Genomic DNA, 18,235 nt, shown 5'->3' with positions numbered 1-18,235 from the left:
CTGCGATGAAATAAATTGATCTGCCGCAGGGATGTCGTCATTAGTCCCATAACTTGGGCAAATGACCATTGCCTGGGACTATCGGGGTCGTCAATATTCTTATAAAAAATAGGGTTAATGCTACCAGAACAGGTGCCTTTATGAATCGTTTTATTATGGCCGATAACCTGCAATGTATTGGCTGTCACGCCTGCGAAGTCGCCTGCGTGATGGCGCACAATCATGAACAACATGTCTTAAGCCAGCGCCAGTTTATCCCGCGCATTACGGTGCTGAAAGAGGGGAAACGGCGCAGCGCGGTCACTTGTCATCACTGCGAAAACGCCCCCTGCGCGCAAAGCTGCCCCAATGGGGCGATCGGCAAAAGCCACGACAGCGTACAGGTGAATCAGCAAAAATGCATTGGTTGCAAAGCCTGTGTGGTCGCCTGTCCGTTTGGCACGATGGAGATCGTAGTCACACCCGTGTCCGAAGGACAGGTCAAAGCCACGGCGCACAAATGCGATTTGTGCCACGACAGGCCGCAGGGCCCGGCGTGCGTGGAGAATTGTCCGGCAGATGCCCTGACGCTGGTGACGCCAGACGTGCTGCATCGTCTGGCGAAAGCCCGCCGTTTGCGCGCTGCCTGCCAGGAAGCTCAGCCGTGGCACAGCGAGGCAACGCTGGTTGCGTCACCGCACACCAAAATCCAGCAAATGCAGGCACTCACGGCGCGCGGCGAGCCGGATAAGCTCAGCCCGCAGGCGCGTGCAGACAATTTCGATGAAATCTATCTGCCGTTTCGCGCAGAGCAGGCGCACCGCGAGGCGGCACGCTGCCTGAAATGCGGAGAGCACTCCATCTGCGAATGGACCTGTCCATTGCACAACCACATTCCACAATGGATCGAGCGCGTAAAAGCCGGGGATATCGACGCGGCGGTGGAACTGTCCCATCAGACCAACTGTTTGCCAGAAATCACCGGACGCGTCTGTCCGCAGGACCGGTTGTGCGAAGGGGCCTGCACGGTACGCGATGAATCCGGCGCGGTAACCATTGGCAATATCGAACGCTACATCTCTGACCAGGCGCTGGCGGCAGGCTGGCGGCCCGATTTGACCGGCGTCGCGCCCGTCGATAAGCGTATTGCGATTGTTGGCGCAGGCCCGGCGGGGCTGGCCTGTGCCGACGTGCTGATCCGCCACGGCGTGAGCGTCACGGTCTACGACAGGCACCCGGAGATCGGCGGATTACTCACCTTTGGCATTCCGGCGTTCAAACTGGATAAATCCCTGCTGGCACGGCGACGGGAGATTTTCACCGCAATGGGAATACAGTTCGAACTGAACTGTGAAGTGGGTAAAGACCTGCCAATGTCTCAGGTGCTCGGCGAATACGACGCGGTGTTTATCGGCGTGGGCACCTATCGCTCGATGAAAGCGGGCATTCCGCACGAAGATGCGCCGGGGGTGTACGACGCTTTACCTTTCCTGGTGGCGAATACCCGCCATCTGATGGGGCTGGCACCCTCAGCGTCCGAACCCTTTATCGATGTCACCGGATTAAACGTGGTGGTACTCGGCGGCGGGGATACGGCGATGGACTGCGTGCGCACCGCGCTGCGCCATCAGGCGGCAAAAGTAACCTGCGCCTATCGTCGGGATGAGGCCAACATGCCTGGCTCGAAAAAAGAGGTCAAGAACGCCAAAGAGGAGGGGGCGCACTTTGAATTCAACGTGCAGCCCGTCGAACTGGTTCTGGATGCGTCGGGCAAGGTGAACGGCATTCGCCTGCTGCGCACCCGGCTTGGTGAACCGGATGCGCAGGGGCGGCGGCGTCCGGTGCCTGTCGAGGGGAGCGAGTTTGTGATGCCTGCTGATGCGGTGATCATGGCGTTTGGCTTTAACCCGCACTCGATGCCGTGGCTACAGGCGCAGGGGGTGAACGTCGACGACTGGGGGCGTATCGTGGCGAGTGTGGACAGTCCCTATCGCTACCAGACCAGCCATCCGCAGATTTTTGCCGGCGGTGACGCGGTGCGCGGTGCTGATCTGGTGGTTACGGCGATGGCCGAAGGGCGTCACGCCGCACAAGGGATGATGGACTGGCTGCAAATCAAACGGCCAAACTCCCACTAATCAGCGGGGCGACAAAGCGGGCTTCTCGGCGTACTATGAATCACTCATTACGTCCTGGAGCCCGTATGAGCCTGAAAATTGAGATCATCAAAGATAAAATCCTCTCAGAAAATTATTTTGTCCTGCGCAACATTACCTACGATTTAACTCACCACGGCGACGTCGTCCGCCACAAGCGCGAAGTCTACGATCGCGGCAACGGTGCCACCATCCTGTTATACAGTCGTGAAAAGCAAACCGTCGTGCTGATCCGCCAGTTCCGCATCGCGACCTGGGTGAATGGCAACCCGGATGGACGCCTGATCGAAACCTGCGCTGGGCTGCTGGATAACGACGAACCCGAAGTCTGTATCCGCAAGGAAGCCATCGAAGAGACGGGCTTTGAAGTGGGAGACGTCACGAAGCTGTTTGAGCTGTACATGTCCCCCGGCGGCGTGACAGAGCTTATCCACTTCTTTATCGCCGAATACACCGACGCACAGCGCAGCAACGCGGGCGGCGGCGTTGAGGACGAAGCCATCGACGTGCTGGAAATTCCTTATACTCAGGCGCTGGAAATGGTAAAAACCGGTGAAATTCGTGATGGTAAGGCGTTGATACTGCTCCAGTATTTACAGCTGTCTGGCCTAATGTCTTGATTAATAAACTATCGCTAAATCATAATCCAGATAAATCTATCCGATAAATCCGATTGAGCAACCCCGGACAGAACACGAAGATACAGCCAGTTTTCGAGTTTCTGCTTCCGGGATTGTGCCTTCCATGCGTCACAGCATTCTTCTTTTTTTACTCCTCAGCATACTGCCTCTGCCACTGGTTTGGGCGGCGCCTGCACAGCAGTCGTTTTCTGACTGGCAGGTCACCTGCAACAACCAGAACTTTTGCGTCGCGCGCAATACCGGTGAGCATCAGGGGCTGGTGATGACGCTAAGCCGCAGCGCGGGGGCCAAAACGGATGCCAATCTGCGGATTGATCTGGGGGGGCTGGAAACGTCGCCGGTGAAAGAAGCGCCCATCGCGCCGCGTCTGCTGCTGGACGGTGCGCCGTTGACGCTGGATGCGCAGCGCTGGAAGTTGTCGCCGTGGCATCTGGTGACCGATGATACTGCGACTATCGCCGCGTTTCTGAAAACCATTCAGGAAGGGGAGGCGCTGACGCTTAAAGGCGGTAAACAGATTGTCTCTCTGGCCGGGCTGAAGGCGGCATTACTTTTTATTGATTCCCAGCAAAAGCGTGTGGGAAACGAAACCGCGTGGATTAAAAAGGGCGACGAACCGCCGCTGAGCGTGCCACCGGCTCCGGCGCTAAAAGAGGTCGCAGTGGTCAATCCGACGCCGACGCCCCTGACGCATGAAGAGCTGAACGATCTGCTAGATTACGGCAGCTGGCGCATGAACAACAGCCAGTGTTCGCTCGACCCTAACCGTCGCGAAGTGCGGGTAATGGCCTTAACGGATGACAAAGCGTTGCTGATGATAAGCTGCGAAGCGGGGGCCTACAACACGGTGGATCTGGCGTGGCTGGTGTCGCGTAAAAAGCCGTTTGCCGCCCGAACCGTGCGGCTGCGTCTGCCGTTTGTGTCGTCGAGCGAGAGCAGCGAGATGGAGCTGATGAATGCCCGCTTTGATGAGAAAACGCGTGAACTGACGACCCTGGCGTTAGGGCGAGGCATGGGCGACTGCGGTATCCAGACCCGCTGGCGTTTTGACGGCCAGCGTTTTCGTCTGGTGCGGTATGCCGAAGAGCCGAGCTGCGATAACTGGCATGGGCCAGATGCCTGGCCCACGTTGTGGATTACGCGCTAACCTGCTCGGTACGGTCTTACTGTCGTGCAGCAGCGCGCACTTCAGTAGGCACTACAGTACGCCGAGCGCCTTCTCGACCACGTTCTCAACCGTAAAGCCAAAGTACGGGAACAGCTTATCCGCGGGGGCCGATTCACCGTACCCCGTCATCCCGACGATAGCCCCTTTCAGGCCGACATATTTGTACCAGTAGTCGGCGATCCCCGCCTCCACCGCCACGCGCGCGGCGACGTTTGAAGGGAGCACGGATTCCCGGTAGGCCTCATCCTGCGCATCAAAAATATCCGTCGAAGGCAGAGACACCACGCGAACGGCGTGTCCTTCGGCGGTCAGCTTCTCTGCCGCTTTCACCGTGATTTCAATTTCCGAACCTGTCGCAATCAAAATCACATCCGGCTTACCGCCGCTGTCTTTCAGGATGTAACCCCCACGGGCGATATTTTTTACCTGCTCCGGCGTGCGCTCGATCTGCGCCAGATTCTGACGCGACAGGATCAGCGCCGTCGGCCCAGTGTGGCGCTCAACCGCCAGCTTCCAGCCGACAGCCGCTTCGACCTGATCGCAAGGCCGCCAGGTGCTGAAGTTTGGCGTCAGGCGCAGGCTAGCGAGCTGTTCAACCGCCTGGTGCGTCGGGCCGTCTTCCCCCAGACCGATAGAGTCGTGGGTGTAGACCATAATCTGCCGCGCTTTCATCAGCGCCGCCATACGCGCCGCATTACGGGCATACTCAACAAACATCAGGAAGGTGGCGGTGTAAGGGACAAATCCGCCGTGATGGGCGATACCATTCGCGATGGCCGTCATCCCGAACTCGCGCACGCCGTAGTGGATATAGTTTCCGGAGATATCCTCTTTCAGGGAGGTTGAGCCGGACCAGATCGTCAGGTTACTCGGGGCCAAGTCCGCCGAGCCGCCCAGCAGCTCCGGCAGGATCGGACCGATGACGTTAAGGGTATTTTGCGACGCTTTACGGGTGGCGATTTTCGCCGGATTGGCCTGGAGATCGTCAATCAGCGCCTGCGTTTTCGCTTCCCACTCGTCCGGCAGGCCGCCGCTCATGCGTCGTGAGAACTCAGCCGCCAAATCAGGATGCGCCTTTTTGTAAGCGCTGAATTTTTCATTCCACGCCTGCTGGGCTTTTTCGCCGTCCTCGCGTGCGTCCCAGGCTTTGTAAATCTCTTTCGGGATCTCAAAGGCCGGGTACTTCCAGCCCAGTTTCTGCCGCGTCAGCGCCACTTCCTCTTCACCCAGCGCCGCGCCGTGCGCCTCCTCTTTGCCCGCTTTGTTAGGCGAACCGAAGCCAATCACCGTACGGCAGATAATCAGCGACGGTTTGTCCTTCACGCTCTGGGCTTCGAGAATCGCTTTCTTGATCGCTTCCGGGTCGTGGCCGTCGATTTCATGCACCACATGCCAGTGATAGGCCTCGAAGCGTTTTGCCGTATCGTCGGTGAACCAGCCTTCGGTCTCCCCGTCGATGGAAATGCCGTTGTGATCGTAAAAACCGATCAGTTTGCCAAGCCCAAGCGTCCCCGCCAGCGAGCAGACCTCGTGGGAAATCCCCTCCATCAGACAGCCGTCGCCCATAAATACGTAGGTGAAGTGATCGACAATCTCATGATCCGGCTGGTTGAACTGCGCGCCCAGCGTACGTTCGGCAATCGCCAGCCCGACGGCGTTCGCCAGCCCCTGGCCGAGGGGGCCGGTGGTGGTTTCCACACCGGGCGTATAGCCCAGCTCCGGGTGGCCCGGCGTTTTAGAGTGCAACTGACGGAAGTTTTTCAGCTCTTCGAGCGGCAGGTCGTAGCCGGAAAGGTGCAGCAGGCTATACAACAGCATCGAGGCGTGACCGTTAGAGAGAATAAAGCGGTCGCGGTCATACCAGGTTGGGTCCGTCGGGTTGTGTTTCAGGAAGTCATTCCACAGCACTTCGGCGATATCGGCCATGCCCATCGGCGCGCCGGGGTGGCCAGAATTGGCTTTTTGTACCGCATCCATGCTGAGGGCGCGAATGGCATTGGCTAGCTCTTTACGGGACATAATTCACTCCATGGCATGATTAAAGTTTGGCGGCGAGAAGATCTTCCAGTTTGCGTTGGTCAACGGCGAAAAGGCGGATGCCTTCGGCCAGTTTATCCACGGCCATCGCGTCCTGATTATGTTCCCAGCGGAACTCGGCTTCGGTGAGCGGCTTCGGTTTTGGCAGGACGGTTGAGGTTGGGATGAGCTTACGCACCACCGGTTCTTCTTTTTCCTGCAGATCTTTCAGCAGATTAGGGGAGATGGTCAGACGGTCACAGCCTGCCAGCGCCAGGATCTGCTCGGTGCGACGGAAGCTGGCTCCCATCACGATGGTTTCATAGCGGTGCTGTTTGAAGTAATCGTAGATATTACGCACCGATTTCACGCCCGGATCTTCTTCCACCACGTACGGGTCCATTGGCTGTTTCGCCTGATACCAGTCGTATATACGGCCAACAAACGGCGAGACGAGGAACACGCCCGCTTCGGCGCAGGCACGTGCCTGGGCAAAGGAGAACAGCAGCGTCAGGTTGCAGTTGATCCCCTCTTTTTCCAGCACTTCGGCGGCGCGAATGCCCTCCCAGGTGGAGGCGAGTTTAATCAGAATGCGCGATTTATCGATATCCTGCTCCTGGTACAGCTCCACCAGGCGGCGCGCTTTGGCGATGCTCTTTTCTTTGTCGAACGACAGGCGTGCGTCCACTTCCGTCGAGACGCGTCCCGGGATGCTTTTCAGAATTTCCGCACCGATATTGACCGCCAGTTTGTCGCTGGCCTCCGCCACTTTCTGCTCCTGAGTTTTGCCGCGTTGTTTGCCGTAGTCGATGGCGTCATCGATCAGGTGGCTAAAGTGCGCAAGGCCGGCCGCCTTCAGCAGCAGTGACGGGTTGGTGGTCGCATCTTCCGGTTGATAGTGGCGGATGGACTCAATATCGCCGCTGTCGGCGACAACCGTGGTGAATTGTTTGATGCCGTCTAATTGATTCATGGAAATGACTCCTTAGAAATAACAGAGTTAAGCGAGTGCGTTCGTTCACACTTCTGCGAAATACATGACGTACTTAACAAAAAAGCATAGCAGACGGGGGAGGCATTGCTTTCGGGAGTGGGTAACATGGTTGTTATAAATTGATAACAAATTTTGCCCTGCGATGGTGAGAGTTTGGCTGCCTTCAAAGTTTGAACCGTCCGCAGGGGCGATACTATGCGCCACTCCAGGGTGAGCATCAGGAACGTGAGTACGCCACCCTTTTTGATCGATACGTGAAAGGAACAATAAGATGGATGATCAGTTAAGACAGAGTGCCCTCGATTTTCATCAATTCCCTGTACCGGGCAAAATCCAGGTTTCCCCCACTAAGCCACTCGCCACGCAGCGCGATCTGGCGCTGGCCTATTCACCCGGCGTTGCCGCGCCTTGCCTTGAGATCGAAAAAGATCCGTTAGCGGCCTACAAATACACCGCTCGCGGCAACCTGGTGGCGGTCATTTCCAACGGCACCGCGGTGCTCGGGCTTGGCAATATCGGGGCGCTGGCCGGTAAGCCGGTGATGGAAGGGAAGGGCGTACTGTTCAAGAAATTCGCCGGTATCGACGTGTTTGATATTGAAGTGGATGAGCTGGACCCGGACAAATTTATTAACGTTGTGGCCGCGCTGGAGCCAACCTTTGGCGGCATCAACCTTGAAGACATCAAAGCGCCGGAATGTTTCTACATTGAGCAGAAACTGCGTGAACGTATGAACATTCCCGTGTTCCACGATGACCAGCACGGCACGGCGATCATTAGCACGGCGGCCATTCTGAATGGACTCCGCGTGGTCGAGAAAAATCTCTCTGATGTGCGCATGGTCGTTTCCGGCGCGGGTGCGGCAGCGATTGCCTGTATGAACCTGCTGGTGGCGCTGGGCATGCAGAAACACAACATCGTGGTCTGCGATTCGAAAGGCGTTATCTATAAAGATCGCGAGCCGAACATGGCGGAAACCAAAGCCGCCTACGCGGTGGTGGATGACGGCAAACGCACGCTGGATGATGTGATTGAAGGAGCGGATATCTTCCTCGGCTGCTCTGGCCCGAAAGTGCTGACCCCGGAAATGGTCACGAAAATGGCGCGTGCACCTATGATCCTGGCGCTGGCAAACCCGGAGCCGGAAATCCTGCCGCCGCTGGCGAAATCCGTGCGTGAAGACGCCATTATCTGTACTGGCCGTTCCGACTATCCAAACCAGGTTAACAACGTGCTGTGCTTCCCGTTCATCTTCCGCGGTGCGCTGGACGTGGGAGCCACGGCGATTAACGAAGAGATGAAGCTCGCGGCTGTCCATGCGATTGCGGAGCTGGCCCATGCGGAGCAGAGCGAAGTGGTGGCTTCGGCGTATGGCGATCAGGATCTGAGCTTCGGCCCGGACTACATCATTCCGAAACCGTTCGACCCGCGTTTAATCGTCAAAATCGCCCCGGCCGTTGCCAAAGCAGCGATGGATTCCGGCGTGGCGACGCGCCCGATTGAGGACTTCGACGCTTATATCGATAAGCTGACCGAGTTTGTCTACAAAACGAACCTGTTCATGAAGCCAATCTTCTCGCAGGCGCGCGCCGACGCTAAACGCGTGGTGCTGGCCGAAGGCGAAGAGGCGCGGGTGCTGCATGCGACGCAGGAGCTGATCACCTTGGGGCTGGCGAAACCGATTCTGATTGGTCGTCCGAGCGTGATCGAAATGCGCATTCAGAAACTCGGTCTGCAGATCAAACCGGGTGTCGATTTTGAGATCGTGAACAACGAATCGGACCCGCGCTTCAAAGAGTACTGGAGCGAGTACTACAGCATTATGAAACGCCGGGGGATCACCCAAGAGCAGGCGCAGCGCGCAGTCATCAGCAACACCACCGTGATCGGGGCGATCATGGTTCATCGTGGTGAAGCTGACGCCCTGATCTGCGGGACGATTGGCGATTATCACGAGCACTTCAGCGTGGTGCAGGAGATCTTCGGCTATCGCGATGGCGTGCATACGGCGGGGGCGATGAATGCGCTGCTGCTGCCAAGCGGTAACACCTTTATTGCCGATACCTACGTCAACGACGATCCGACGCCGGAAGAGCTGGCGGAAATCACCGTGATGGCGGCAGAAACCGTTCGTCGTTTTGGTATCGAACCGAAAGTGGCGCTGCTGTCGCACTCTAACTTTGGCTCATCCAAATCCGCGGCGGCCTGCAAAATGCGCCAGACGCTGGAGCTGGTGCGTGAACGCGCGCCGGAGCTGATGATTGATGGTGAGATGCATGGCGATGCCGCGCTGGTTGAGAGTATCCGAAACGAGCGGATGCCGGACAGCCCACTGAAAGGCTCGGCGAACGTGCTGATTATGCCGAACGTGGAAGCGGCGCGTATCAGCTATAACCTGCTGCGTGTTTCCAGTTCTGAAGGGGTGACCGTGGGGCCGGTACTGATGGGCGTCGCAAAACCGGTACATGTGTTAACGCAGATTGCGTCCGTGCGTCGTATCGTCAACATGGTTGCGCTGGCGGTGGTCGAAGCACAGACGCAGCCGCTGTAAGCGCGGCGTCGTCTGTGCTGTCGAGTATTAAACCCACTCGCGGACTTTCAGAAACTCACTCAAGGCAGCCTCCGGGCTGCCTTCTTTTGGCTCGAAATTATACTCCCAGCGCACCAGCGGCGGCATCGACATCAGAATCGACTCCGTGCGCCCGCCGGTTTGTAGTCCAAACAGCGTGCCGCGATCCCACACCAGGTTGAATTCCACGTAACGCCCGCGACGATAAAGCTGGAACTCACGCTCGCGCACGCCGTAATCCATCCCTTTGCGCCGCTCGACAATCGGCAGGTACGCGTCCGTATAGCCTTCGCCAACCGCCTGCATAAAGCTGAACGCCGTATCAAAATCGGGCGCATTCAAATCGTCGAAGAATAATCCGCCAATCCCGCGCTGTTCGTTCCGGTGCTTGAGATAGAAATAGTCGTCGCACCACTTCTTGTACTTCGGATAAACCTCTTCGCCAAAGGGCTGACAAATATCGCGCGCAGTGCGGTGCCAGTGAACGGCGTCCTCTTCAAAGCCGTAGTAGGGCGTTAAATCGAAGCCGCCGCCAAACCACCACACCGGATCGGCACCCGGTTTCTCGGCGATGAAAAAGCGCACGTTGGCGTGGCTGGTGGGCACAAACGGGCTGTGCGGATGAACGACCAATGACACGCCCATGGCTTCAAAACTGCGTCCGGCCAGCTCCGGGCGATGCGCGGTGGCTGAGGCCGGCATGGCGTCACCGTGAACGTGAGAGAAGTTAACGCCTGCCTGCTCAAACACGCCGCCGTTACGCAGCACGCGGCTGCGCCCGCCGCCGCCAGCCTCGCGCTGCCAGTTGTCTTCCTGAAATTCGCCCCCGTCGACGGCGGCCAGTTTCTGGCAAATCTGATCCTGCAGTTGCAGCAGAAACGCTTTGACCTGCTGAGAGTTCGGTTTCATTTACGTCTCGTCGAATGCGCTTTTTGATTATCAAACCAGTTGAAGTAACTGATCACTCCGGAGGCGATGGCGTTGGCGATCTTCTGGCGAAATGCGGTGGTGCCGAGCAGACGCTCTTCTTCCGGGTTCGTGATGAACGATGTCTCGACCAGCACGGACGGAATTGACGGTGATTTCAGTACCACAAACGCCGCCTGTTCCGTGCCTTTACTGTGCAGGCGATGCACCGGTTTGATCTTCTTTAGAATATGCGACCCGAGCGTCAGGCTGTTTTTGATGGTGTCGGTTTGCACCAGATCGAACAATACCTGCTGCAGAAGATGGTCTTTATCGGTGGTTTTTTTACCCGCTACTTCATCCGCACGGTTCTCGCGATCGGATAAATATTTCGCCATGGCGCTACTCGCACCGCGGTTGGAGAGGGCAAACACCGACGCACCCGCGGCGCTCGGGTTGGTAAATCCATCGGCGTGAATCGACATAAACAGATCCGCGCCGTGCTGGTGGGCGATCTCAACGCGGTCATACAGCGGGATAAAGGTATCGCCGCTGCGCGTCAGCCGCGCGTCAATGCCGTTACTGCGCAGAATCGAGCGCACGTTTTTGGCGATCGCCAGCACCACATGTTTCTCTTTCGAGCCGTTGCGACCAATTGCGCCGGTGTCGATTCCGCCGTGTCCCGGATCGAGCATCACCACCCGTTTTGCCCCGGCTTTTTTTACCTTGGGCTTACTGTGTCCATTGCTGGTTTTCAGGGTGCTATCGTCTTTAGCCTGTGCCTGTGCGATGCCTGTTAACGTCAAGGCCGCCAGCCCCGCTTTGAGAACCTGACGACGCGATGTGAGTGTTTTTAAAGGTTTGAATGTGCTCATGCGGCCTGAATTGTAAAAAATTGGGGGTCCTGGTGTTATATCGTATCGCGTTTAGCGTGACGACAGTCCTTGTTGAGAATTGTTTTACTTTTCATTTCAATACGTGACAGAGTGACATTATGCCAAATTTTCGCACATTTTTCGCCGCTTATTGGCTATTGGCGGCGTTCGCGCCATAATCACTGTTTTTAAACCCAAAAAGGCGGTTAATACCATGGAGATACGCGTTTTTCGCCAGGAAGATTTCGAAGAGGTGATTACCCTTTGGGAACGCTGCGATCTGTTGCGTCCGTGGAACGATCCGGAAATGGATATCGAGCGTAAGGTCAATCACGACGTCAGCCTGTTCCTGGTCGCCGAAGTCAACGGTGAAGTGGTGGGGACGGTGATGGGCGGCTACGACGGCCACCGCGGCTCGGCCTATTACCTCGGCGTCCACCCGGAATATCGGGGTCGCGGCATCGCCAACGCGCTGCTCAACCGCCTGGAAAAGAAACTGATTGCCCGCGGCTGCCCTAAGATTCAGATCATGGTGCGCGAAGATAATGATGTGGTGTTGGGGATGTACGAGCGTCTTGGATATGAGCACGCCGATGTCCTGAATTTAGGGAAGCGCCTGATCGAAGATGAAGAATACTGAGTTTCACCCGGCCCACTACGACAGTCAGGGCCGCGTCAAATTGCCCTTATTATTCTGGTGTGTGCTGCTGCTTCAGGCGCGAACCTGGGTTTTGTTTGTGGTGGCGGGGGCGTCCCGCGATCAGGGAAGTTCGCTGCTGAATCTTTTTTATCCCGATCGCGATAACTTCTGGCTCGGGCTGTTGCCCGGCGTCCCGGCGGTGCTGGCCTTTTTACTCAGCGGACGGCGACAGCTTTTTCCGCGCATCTGGTACAGCCTGCGCTGGCTGTTGATTCTCGCCCAGGTGGTGTTGCTGTGCTGGCAGCCATTGCTGTGGTTTTACGGCGAGCCTCTCGGCGGAATCGGAATTGCGCTGGTCGTGGCGGATATTGTCGCGTTGCTGTGGCTGCTGACGCACCCGCGTCTGCGCGCCAGTTTCACGATAGAAAAAGATTAAAGGCACTTTTTATCGATGCCGGACTCCAACAAGCGTTGAATTAACAAGAAAGGACGTTTCAATGAAATCGCTGCGTTTAGTTTTATGCGCTTTGCCGCTGGTGTTAACCGGATGTTCAACGCTCTCGTCAATCTCCTCCATTAACTGGTCGGCGGCCTATCCGTGGAACTGGTTTGGCTCCTCATTCGAAGTGACTGAGAAGGGCGTCGGAAATATTAACGCGACAACGCCGCTGAATCAGGAAGCGATTGAATCCGCCTTAAGCAGTGATTACCGCCTGCGTAGCGGCATGAAAACGGAGAATGGTGCCATTGTGCACTACTTCGAAGCGCTGAAAGACGACAAGCTGGCGCTGATTATCAATGGCGATAAAGGCACGGTGAATCGCGTTGAAGTGCTGGACCGCGAAGTGGAGACTGACAGCGGCGTGAAAGTCGGTACACCATTTAGCGAGCTGTATCAGAAAGCATTCGGCAACTGTGAAAGCGCGGTTGCGGATGAGAAAGTCGCGGTGGAGTGTAAAGCCAAAGACAGCCAGCATATTCGCTATCTCTTCACCGGCGAGTGGAGCGGCCCGGAAGGGTTGATGCCTGCGGACGACACCCTCAAAAACTGGACCGTGAGCAAAATTATCTGGCAGCAGTAATTTGCGCCTGAACAAACCGCCTCGCTGAAATCCAGGTATAATAGCCGCCATCAATGCCACGAACGCGTGGCATCTTTTTTTTCAGGAGGAGCGATGTCTCAGGTTCAGAGTGGCATTTTGCCAGAACATTGCCGCGCGGCGATTTGGATTGAAGCCAATGTTAACGGGGATGTGGATGCCCTGCGTGCGGCCAGCAAAGTATTTGTCGATAAACTGGCCACCTTCCAGGCCAAATTCCCGGATGCGCACCTTGGCGCGGTGGTTGCCTTTGGCAACAACGTCTGGCGTCAGCTGAGCGGCGGCGAAGGCGCTGAAGAGCTGAAAGACTTTATCCCTTACGGGAAAGGCCTGGCGCCGGCTACCCAGTACGACGTGCTGATCCATATTTTGTCTCTGCGTCATGACGTCAATTTCTCCGTGGCTCAGGCGGCGGTGGAAGCCTTTGGTGACAGCATCAAGGTGCAGGAAGAGATTCATGGTTTCCGCTGGGTAGAAGAGCGCGATCTGAGCGGTTTCGTTGATGGTACCGAAAACCCGGCGGGCGAAGAGACGCGTCGCGAGGTGGCGGTAATCAAAGACGGCGTGGACGCAGGCGGCAGCTACGTGTTTGTGCAGCGCTGGGAACATAACCTCAAGCAGCTTAACCGCATGAGTGTTCACGACCAGGAGATGATGATTGGCCGTACCAAAGAGGCCAACGACGAGATCGACGGCGATGCCCGCCCGGTAACGTCTCACCTGACCCGTGTCGATCTGAAAGAAGACGGTAAAGGGCTGAAGATTGTGCGCCAGAGCCTGCCGTACGGAACGGCGAGCGGCACTCACGGCCTGTACTTCTGCGCCTACTGCGCGCGTCTGTACAACATCGAGCAGCAGCTTCTGAGCATGTTTGGGGACACCGATGGCAAGCGCGACGCAATGCTGCGCTTCACCAAACCGGTGACCGGCGGCTACTACTTCGCGCCATCCGTTGAGCGTCTGCTGGCTCTGTAATACTGTAGGCCGGGTAAGCGCATGCGCCACCCGGCACTCACCCTCACCCCTTATTCCCTTTTCTGCTGGTAAATCACCAAACGGTATATAAAACCGTTACTCCTTTCGTACTCGTTATAAATATTATGGCTATAAGAAAGAGCCATCCCATCAGGCTATTTTAGTTGTCAGTTTGGGCCCGGGCAGCGCTCAGAATCCTCACGCACACCGTGTATGCTCCGGTTCTTCCGCGCTGTCCATGCCCAACTGACTGCAACAATCACGCCTGATGGGATAGCTCTACGTCATCACATTTAGAAGGGTGCGCAATGGCCGTTACTGTACTGAAAAAGGGATATCTGGCGCTGGCAGCTTCGCTGTTGCTGGTCGCGCAGGCGCAGGCGACTGAGCTGCTTAACAGTTCCTATGATGTCTCCCGCGAACTGTTTGCCGCCCTGAACCCGCCGTTTGAACAACAGTGGGCGAAAGAAAACAACGGCGACAAGCTGATCATCAAGCAATCTCATGCTGGCTCTTCCAAGCAGGCGCTGGCGATTTTGCAGGGTCTGAAAGCCGATGTGGTGACCTACAACCAGATTACTGACGTGCAGATCCTGCATGACAAAGGCAACCTGATCCCGGCCGACTGGCAGAGCCGTCTGCCAAATAACAGCTCGCCGTTCTACTCGACCATGGCGTTCCTGGTGCGTAAGGGCAACCCGAAAAACATCCATGACTGGAACGATCTGGTGCGTTCAGACGTGAAGCTGATCTTCCCGAATCCAAAAACCTCCGGTAACGCGCGCTATACCTATCTGGCGGCCTGGGGTGCAGCCGACAAAGCGGACGGCGGCGATAAAGCCAAAACCGAGCAGTTTATGACTCAGTTCCTGAGAAACGTGGAAGTGTTCGATACCGGCGGTCGCGGTGCGACCACCACCTTCGTGGAACGCGGGCTGGGCGATGTGTTGATAAGCTTCGAATCGGAAGTGAATAACATCCGTAAACAGTACGAAGCGCAGGGCTTTGAAGTGGTGGTGCCGAAGGTCAATATCTTTGCTGAATTCCCGGTCGCGTGGGTGGACAAGAACGTCAAAGCCAACGGTACGGAGAAAGCGGCGAAGGCGTACCTGAACTATCTCTACAGCCCGCAGGCGCAAACCATCATCACCGACTATTACTATCGCGTGGCGAACCCGGACGTGATGAACAAGCTGAAAGACAAGTTCCCGCAGACCGATCTGTTCCGCGTAGAAGACCAGTTTGGCTCCTGGCCTGAGGTGATGAAAACCCACTTCACCACCGGTGGTGAGCTGGACAAACTGTTGGCGGCGGGGCGTAAGTGATGTTTGCAGTCTCCTCCAGACGTGTGCTGCCCGGCTTTACCTTAAGCCTCGGGACCAGCCTTCTGTTCGTCTGTCTGATTTTGTTGTTGCCGTTAAGTGCGCTGGTGATGCAGCTCTCTGAGATGAGCTGGGCCCAGTACTGGGAAGTGATCACTAACCCGCAGGTCGTGGCGGCGTATAAGGTCACGCTGCTGTCGGCGTTTGTGGCATCGATTTTCAACGGCGTATTCGGCCTGCTGATGGCGTGGATCTTAACTCGCTATCGTTTCCCCGGCCGCACGCTGCTGGACGCGCTGATGGATTTACCCTTCGCACTGCCGACGGCGGTGGCGGGTTTGACCCTCGCGTCGCTGTTTTCGGTGAACGGTTTTTACGGCCAGTGGCTGGCACAGTTTGACATCAAGGTGACCTATACCTGGCTTGGGATCGCGGTGGCGATGGCCTTTACCAGTATTCCGTTCGTGGTGCGTACCGTTCAGCCGGTTCTGGAAGAGCTTGGCCCGGAATATGAAGAGGCCGCGGAAACCCTCGGCGCGACGCGTATTCAGAGCTTCTGCAAAGTGGTGTTACCGGAGCTTTCTCCGGCGCTGCTGGCAGGCGTGGCGCTTTCGTTCACCCGCAGTCTCGGCGAATTTGGCGCAGTGATTTTCATCGCGGGCAACATCGCGTGGAAAACCGAAGTGACCTCGCTGATGATTTTTGTTCGTTTGCAGGAGTTTGACTATCCGGCGGCGAGCGCGATTGCCTCGGTGATCCTGGCCGCGTCGCTACTGCTGTTGTTCTCGATTAACACTCTGCAAAGTCGCTTTGGTCGGCGTGTGGTAGGTCACTGATGGCGGAAGTTACTCAATTGAAGCGCTACGACGCTCCTCGCATTAACTGGGGAAAATGGTTTCTGATTGGCACCGGCGTGCTGGTGTCGGCTTTTATTCTCGTTGTGCCGATGGTTTACATCTTCGTGCAGGCGTTCAGCAAAGGGATTATGCCCGCACTGCAGAATCTGGCCGACCCGGACATGCTGCACGCGATCTGGCTGACGGTGATGATCGCCCTGATTACCGTGCCGGTGAATCTGGTGTTCGGGATTTTGCTGGCGTGGCTGGTGACGCGGTTTAACTTCCCTGGCCGCCAGCTCCTGCTGACGCTGCTGGATATTCCCTTTGCCGTATCGCCGGTGGTTGCTGGTCTTATCTATCTCCTGTTCTACGGTTCTAACGGTCCGCTGGGCGGCTGGCTGGACGAGCACAACCTGCAAATCATGTTCGCCTGGCCGGGCATGGTGCTGGTGACGATTTTTGTGACCTGTCCGTTTGTGGTGCGTGAGCTGGTGCCGGTGATGTTGAGCCAGGGCAGCCACGAAGATGAAGCGGCGATCCTGCTGGGCGCGTCCGGCTGGCAGATGTTTAAGCGCGTGACGCTGCCGAACATCCGCTGGGCGTTGCTGTACGGCGTGGTGCTGACCAACGCGCGTGCGATTGGTGAGTTTGGCGCGGTGTCGGTGGTTTCCGGCTCCATTCGCGGTGAAACCCTGTCGCTGCCGCTACAGATTGAATTGCTGGAGCAGGACTATAACACCGTCGGTTCCTTTACCGCCGCAGCCCTGCTGACGCTGATGGCTATTTTGACCTTGTTTTTAAAGAGTGTGGTGCAGTGGCGTTTAGAGAATCAAGAGAAACGCCTGCAGCAGGAGGGAAATCATGAGCATTGAGATTGCCAATATTAAGAAGTCTTTCGGCCGCACCCAGGTGCTGAACGATATCTCGCTGGATATCCCTTCCGGACAGATGGTGGCGCTGCTTGGGCCGTCCGGCTCCGGTAAAACCACGTTGCTGCGTATTATTGCCGGTCTCGAGCATCAGACCAGCGGCCATATTCGCTTCCACGGAACCGATGTTAGCCGTCTGCATGCTCGCGATCGTAAAGTCGGTTTTGTGTTCCAGCATTACGCCCTGTTCCGCCATATGACGGTGTTCGATAACATCGCCTTTGGCCTGACCGTGCTGCCGCGTCGCGAGCGTCCGAATGCCGCGACGATCAAAGCGAAAGTGACCAAACTGCTGGAGATGGTGCAGCTGGCCCATCTCGCCGACCGTTATCCGGCACAGCTTTCCGGTGGGCAGAAACAGCGCGTGGCGCTGGCTCGTGCTCTGGCAGTTGAGCCGCAAATCCTGCTGCTCGACGAACCTTTTGGCGCGCTGGACGCGCAGGTGCGTAAAGAGCTGCGTCGCTGGCTGCGTCAGCTTCACGAGGAGCTGAAATTTACCAGCGTCTTTGTGACGCACGACCAGGAAGAGGCGATGGAAGTGGCCGATCGCGTGGTGGTGATGAGCCAGGGGAATATCGAACAAGTTGATGAGCCGGAACAGCTGTGGCGTGAGCCTGCGACCCGTTTCGTTCTGGAGTTTATGGGCGAAGTGAACCGCATGCAGGGCACTATTCGCGGTGGGCAGTTCCACGTCGGCGCCCACCGCTGGCCGCTGGGTTACACGCCTGCCCATCAGGGACCGGTCGATCTGTTCTTGCGCCCGTGGGAAGTGGACGTCAGTCGCCGCACCAGCCTCGATTCTCCATTGCCGGTGCAGGTGCTTGAGGCTAGCCCTAAAGGGCATTACACCCAATTAGTGGTACAACCCCTGGGCTGGTATACCGAGCCGTTGACGGTGGTAATGCGTGACGAAGAGGCGCCATCGCGGGGCGATCGCCTGTTTGTCGGCCTGCAGCATGCGCGTATCTATCACGGCAACGAGCGTATCGAGTCGCGCGAGGATCTTGCTCTGGCGGAGTCAGCCTGATAGGTTAAAGTGACGTGGTATTTGCCGGGTGGCGCTGCGCTTACCCGGCCTACAAAACGATCCCTGTAGGCCCGGTAAGCGAAAGCGCCACCGGGCTTT

Annotated in this window: 16 protein-coding genes; 12 read left to right on the top strand and 4 right to left on the bottom strand. The window is 57.0% G+C overall.

Going from position 1 to position 18,235, the window contains the following annotated elements; translation table 11 throughout:
* The first annotated feature begins 140 nt into the window (after positions 1–140).
* From aegA to ABIE11_RS07495, 3 genes are all read left to right on the top strand, one after another.
* Positions 141–2,117, top strand: coding sequence for a formate-dependent uric acid utilization protein AegA (aegA, locus tag ABIE11_RS07505; RefSeq protein WP_429184219.1), 1,977 nt, complete (start codon positions 141–143; stop codon positions 2,115–2,117).
* A gap of 65 nt (positions 2,118–2,182) precedes the next feature.
* On the top strand, positions 2,183–2,755 hold the full coding sequence (nudK, locus tag ABIE11_RS07500; RefSeq protein ID WP_107703148.1) for a GDP-mannose pyrophosphatase NudK: 573 nt from the start codon (positions 2,183–2,185) through the stop codon (positions 2,753–2,755).
* A gap of 124 nt (positions 2,756–2,879) precedes the next feature.
* On the top strand, positions 2,880–3,923 hold the full coding sequence (locus tag ABIE11_RS07495; protein ID WP_429184218.1) for a DUF1176 domain-containing protein: 1,044 nt from the start codon (positions 2,880–2,882) through the stop codon (positions 3,921–3,923).
* Between the two features lie 51 nt (positions 3,924–3,974).
* On the opposite strand, the gene tkt is transcribed toward ABIE11_RS07495, so the two are convergent.
* The gene (gene tkt / locus ABIE11_RS07490; RefSeq protein ID WP_107703150.1) at positions 3,975–5,963 is read right to left on the bottom strand and encodes a transketolase; all 1,989 of its coding nucleotides are present in this window, start codon (positions 5,961–5,963) and stop codon (positions 3,975–3,977) included.
* Between the two features lie 19 nt (positions 5,964–5,982).
* Entirely contained in the window at positions 5,983–6,933 is a 951-nt protein-coding gene (gene tal, locus ABIE11_RS07485; RefSeq protein ID WP_100779362.1) for a transaldolase, read from the bottom strand.
* Positions 6,934–7,225: 292 nt separating this feature from the next.
* Between tal and maeB the strand changes: the two genes are divergently transcribed.
* Complete coding sequence (gene maeB / locus ABIE11_RS07480) at positions 7,226–9,505, top strand: NADP-dependent oxaloacetate-decarboxylating malate dehydrogenase (protein WP_102104951.1); 2,280 nt, start codon at positions 7,226–7,228, stop codon at positions 9,503–9,505.
* A 27-nt stretch (positions 9,506–9,532) separates the two neighbouring features.
* Here the strand turns inward: maeB and hemF are convergent, their stop codons facing one another.
* Positions 9,533–10,432, bottom strand: coding sequence for an oxygen-dependent coproporphyrinogen oxidase (gene hemF / locus ABIE11_RS07475; protein ID WP_319417979.1), 900 nt, complete (start codon positions 10,430–10,432; stop codon positions 9,533–9,535).
* Positions 10,429–11,304 carry an N-acetylmuramoyl-L-alanine amidase AmiA gene (gene amiA, locus ABIE11_RS07470; RefSeq protein WP_102104949.1) on the bottom strand — a complete coding sequence of 292 codons (876 nt, stop codon included), beginning with the start codon at positions 11,302–11,304 and terminating at the stop codon, positions 10,429–10,431. Before amiA ends, hemF begins: the two co-directional genes overlap by 4 nt.
* A 214-nt stretch (positions 11,305–11,518) precedes the next feature.
* Here amiA and ABIE11_RS07465 point away from each other — a divergent pair, with 214 nt between their 5' ends.
* The 8 genes from ABIE11_RS07465 (at position 11,519) to cysA (ending at position 18,136) form a co-directional block, all read left to right on the top strand.
* The gene (locus ABIE11_RS07465) at positions 11,519–11,944 is read left to right on the top strand and encodes a GNAT family acetyltransferase (protein WP_047624910.1); all 426 of its coding nucleotides are present in this window, start codon (positions 11,519–11,521) and stop codon (positions 11,942–11,944) included.
* Complete coding sequence (locus ABIE11_RS07460; protein WP_429184217.1) at positions 11,931–12,380, top strand: DUF2919 domain-containing protein; 450 nt, start codon at positions 11,931–11,933, stop codon at positions 12,378–12,380. Before ABIE11_RS07465 ends, ABIE11_RS07460 begins: the two co-directional genes overlap by 14 nt.
* A 61-nt stretch (positions 12,381–12,441) precedes the next feature.
* Complete coding sequence (locus tag ABIE11_RS07455) at positions 12,442–13,026, top strand: RpoE-regulated lipoprotein (RefSeq protein WP_429184216.1); 585 nt, start codon at positions 12,442–12,444, stop codon at positions 13,024–13,026.
* Positions 13,027–13,119: 93 nt separating this feature from the next.
* The gene (locus ABIE11_RS07450; RefSeq protein WP_102104946.1) at positions 13,120–14,019 is read left to right on the top strand and encodes a Dyp-type peroxidase; all 900 of its coding nucleotides are present in this window, start codon (positions 13,120–13,122) and stop codon (positions 14,017–14,019) included.
* A gap of 308 nt (positions 14,020–14,327) precedes the next feature.
* Entirely contained in the window at positions 14,328–15,344 is a 1,017-nt protein-coding gene (locus tag ABIE11_RS07445; protein WP_429184215.1) for a sulfate ABC transporter substrate-binding protein, read from the top strand.
* Positions 15,344–16,177, top strand: coding sequence for a sulfate/thiosulfate ABC transporter permease CysT (cysT, locus tag ABIE11_RS07440; protein WP_100779371.1), 834 nt, complete (start codon positions 15,344–15,346; stop codon positions 16,175–16,177). Before ABIE11_RS07445 ends, cysT begins: the two co-directional genes overlap by 1 nt.
* On the top strand, positions 16,177–17,052 hold the full coding sequence (gene cysW, locus ABIE11_RS07435) for a sulfate/thiosulfate ABC transporter permease CysW (protein WP_100779372.1): 876 nt from the start codon (positions 16,177–16,179) through the stop codon (positions 17,050–17,052). Before cysT ends, cysW begins: the two co-directional genes overlap by 1 nt.
* The gene (gene cysA / locus ABIE11_RS07430) at positions 17,042–18,136 is read left to right on the top strand and encodes a sulfate/thiosulfate ABC transporter ATP-binding protein CysA (protein WP_100779373.1); all 1,095 of its coding nucleotides are present in this window, start codon (positions 17,042–17,044) and stop codon (positions 18,134–18,136) included. The genes cysW and cysA overlap by 11 nt, the downstream gene beginning before the upstream one ends.
* Positions 18,137–18,235 lie beyond the last annotated feature (99 nt).

The organism is Lelliottia sp. 489, from assembly GCF_050435885.1.
In the GTDB taxonomy this organism is placed as follows: domain Bacteria; phylum Pseudomonadota; class Gammaproteobacteria; order Enterobacterales; family Enterobacteriaceae; genus Enterobacter; species Enterobacter nimipressuralis.
Note: the sequence above shows the minus strand (reverse complement) of the source record. Positions and strands in the feature narration are given on the sequence as shown.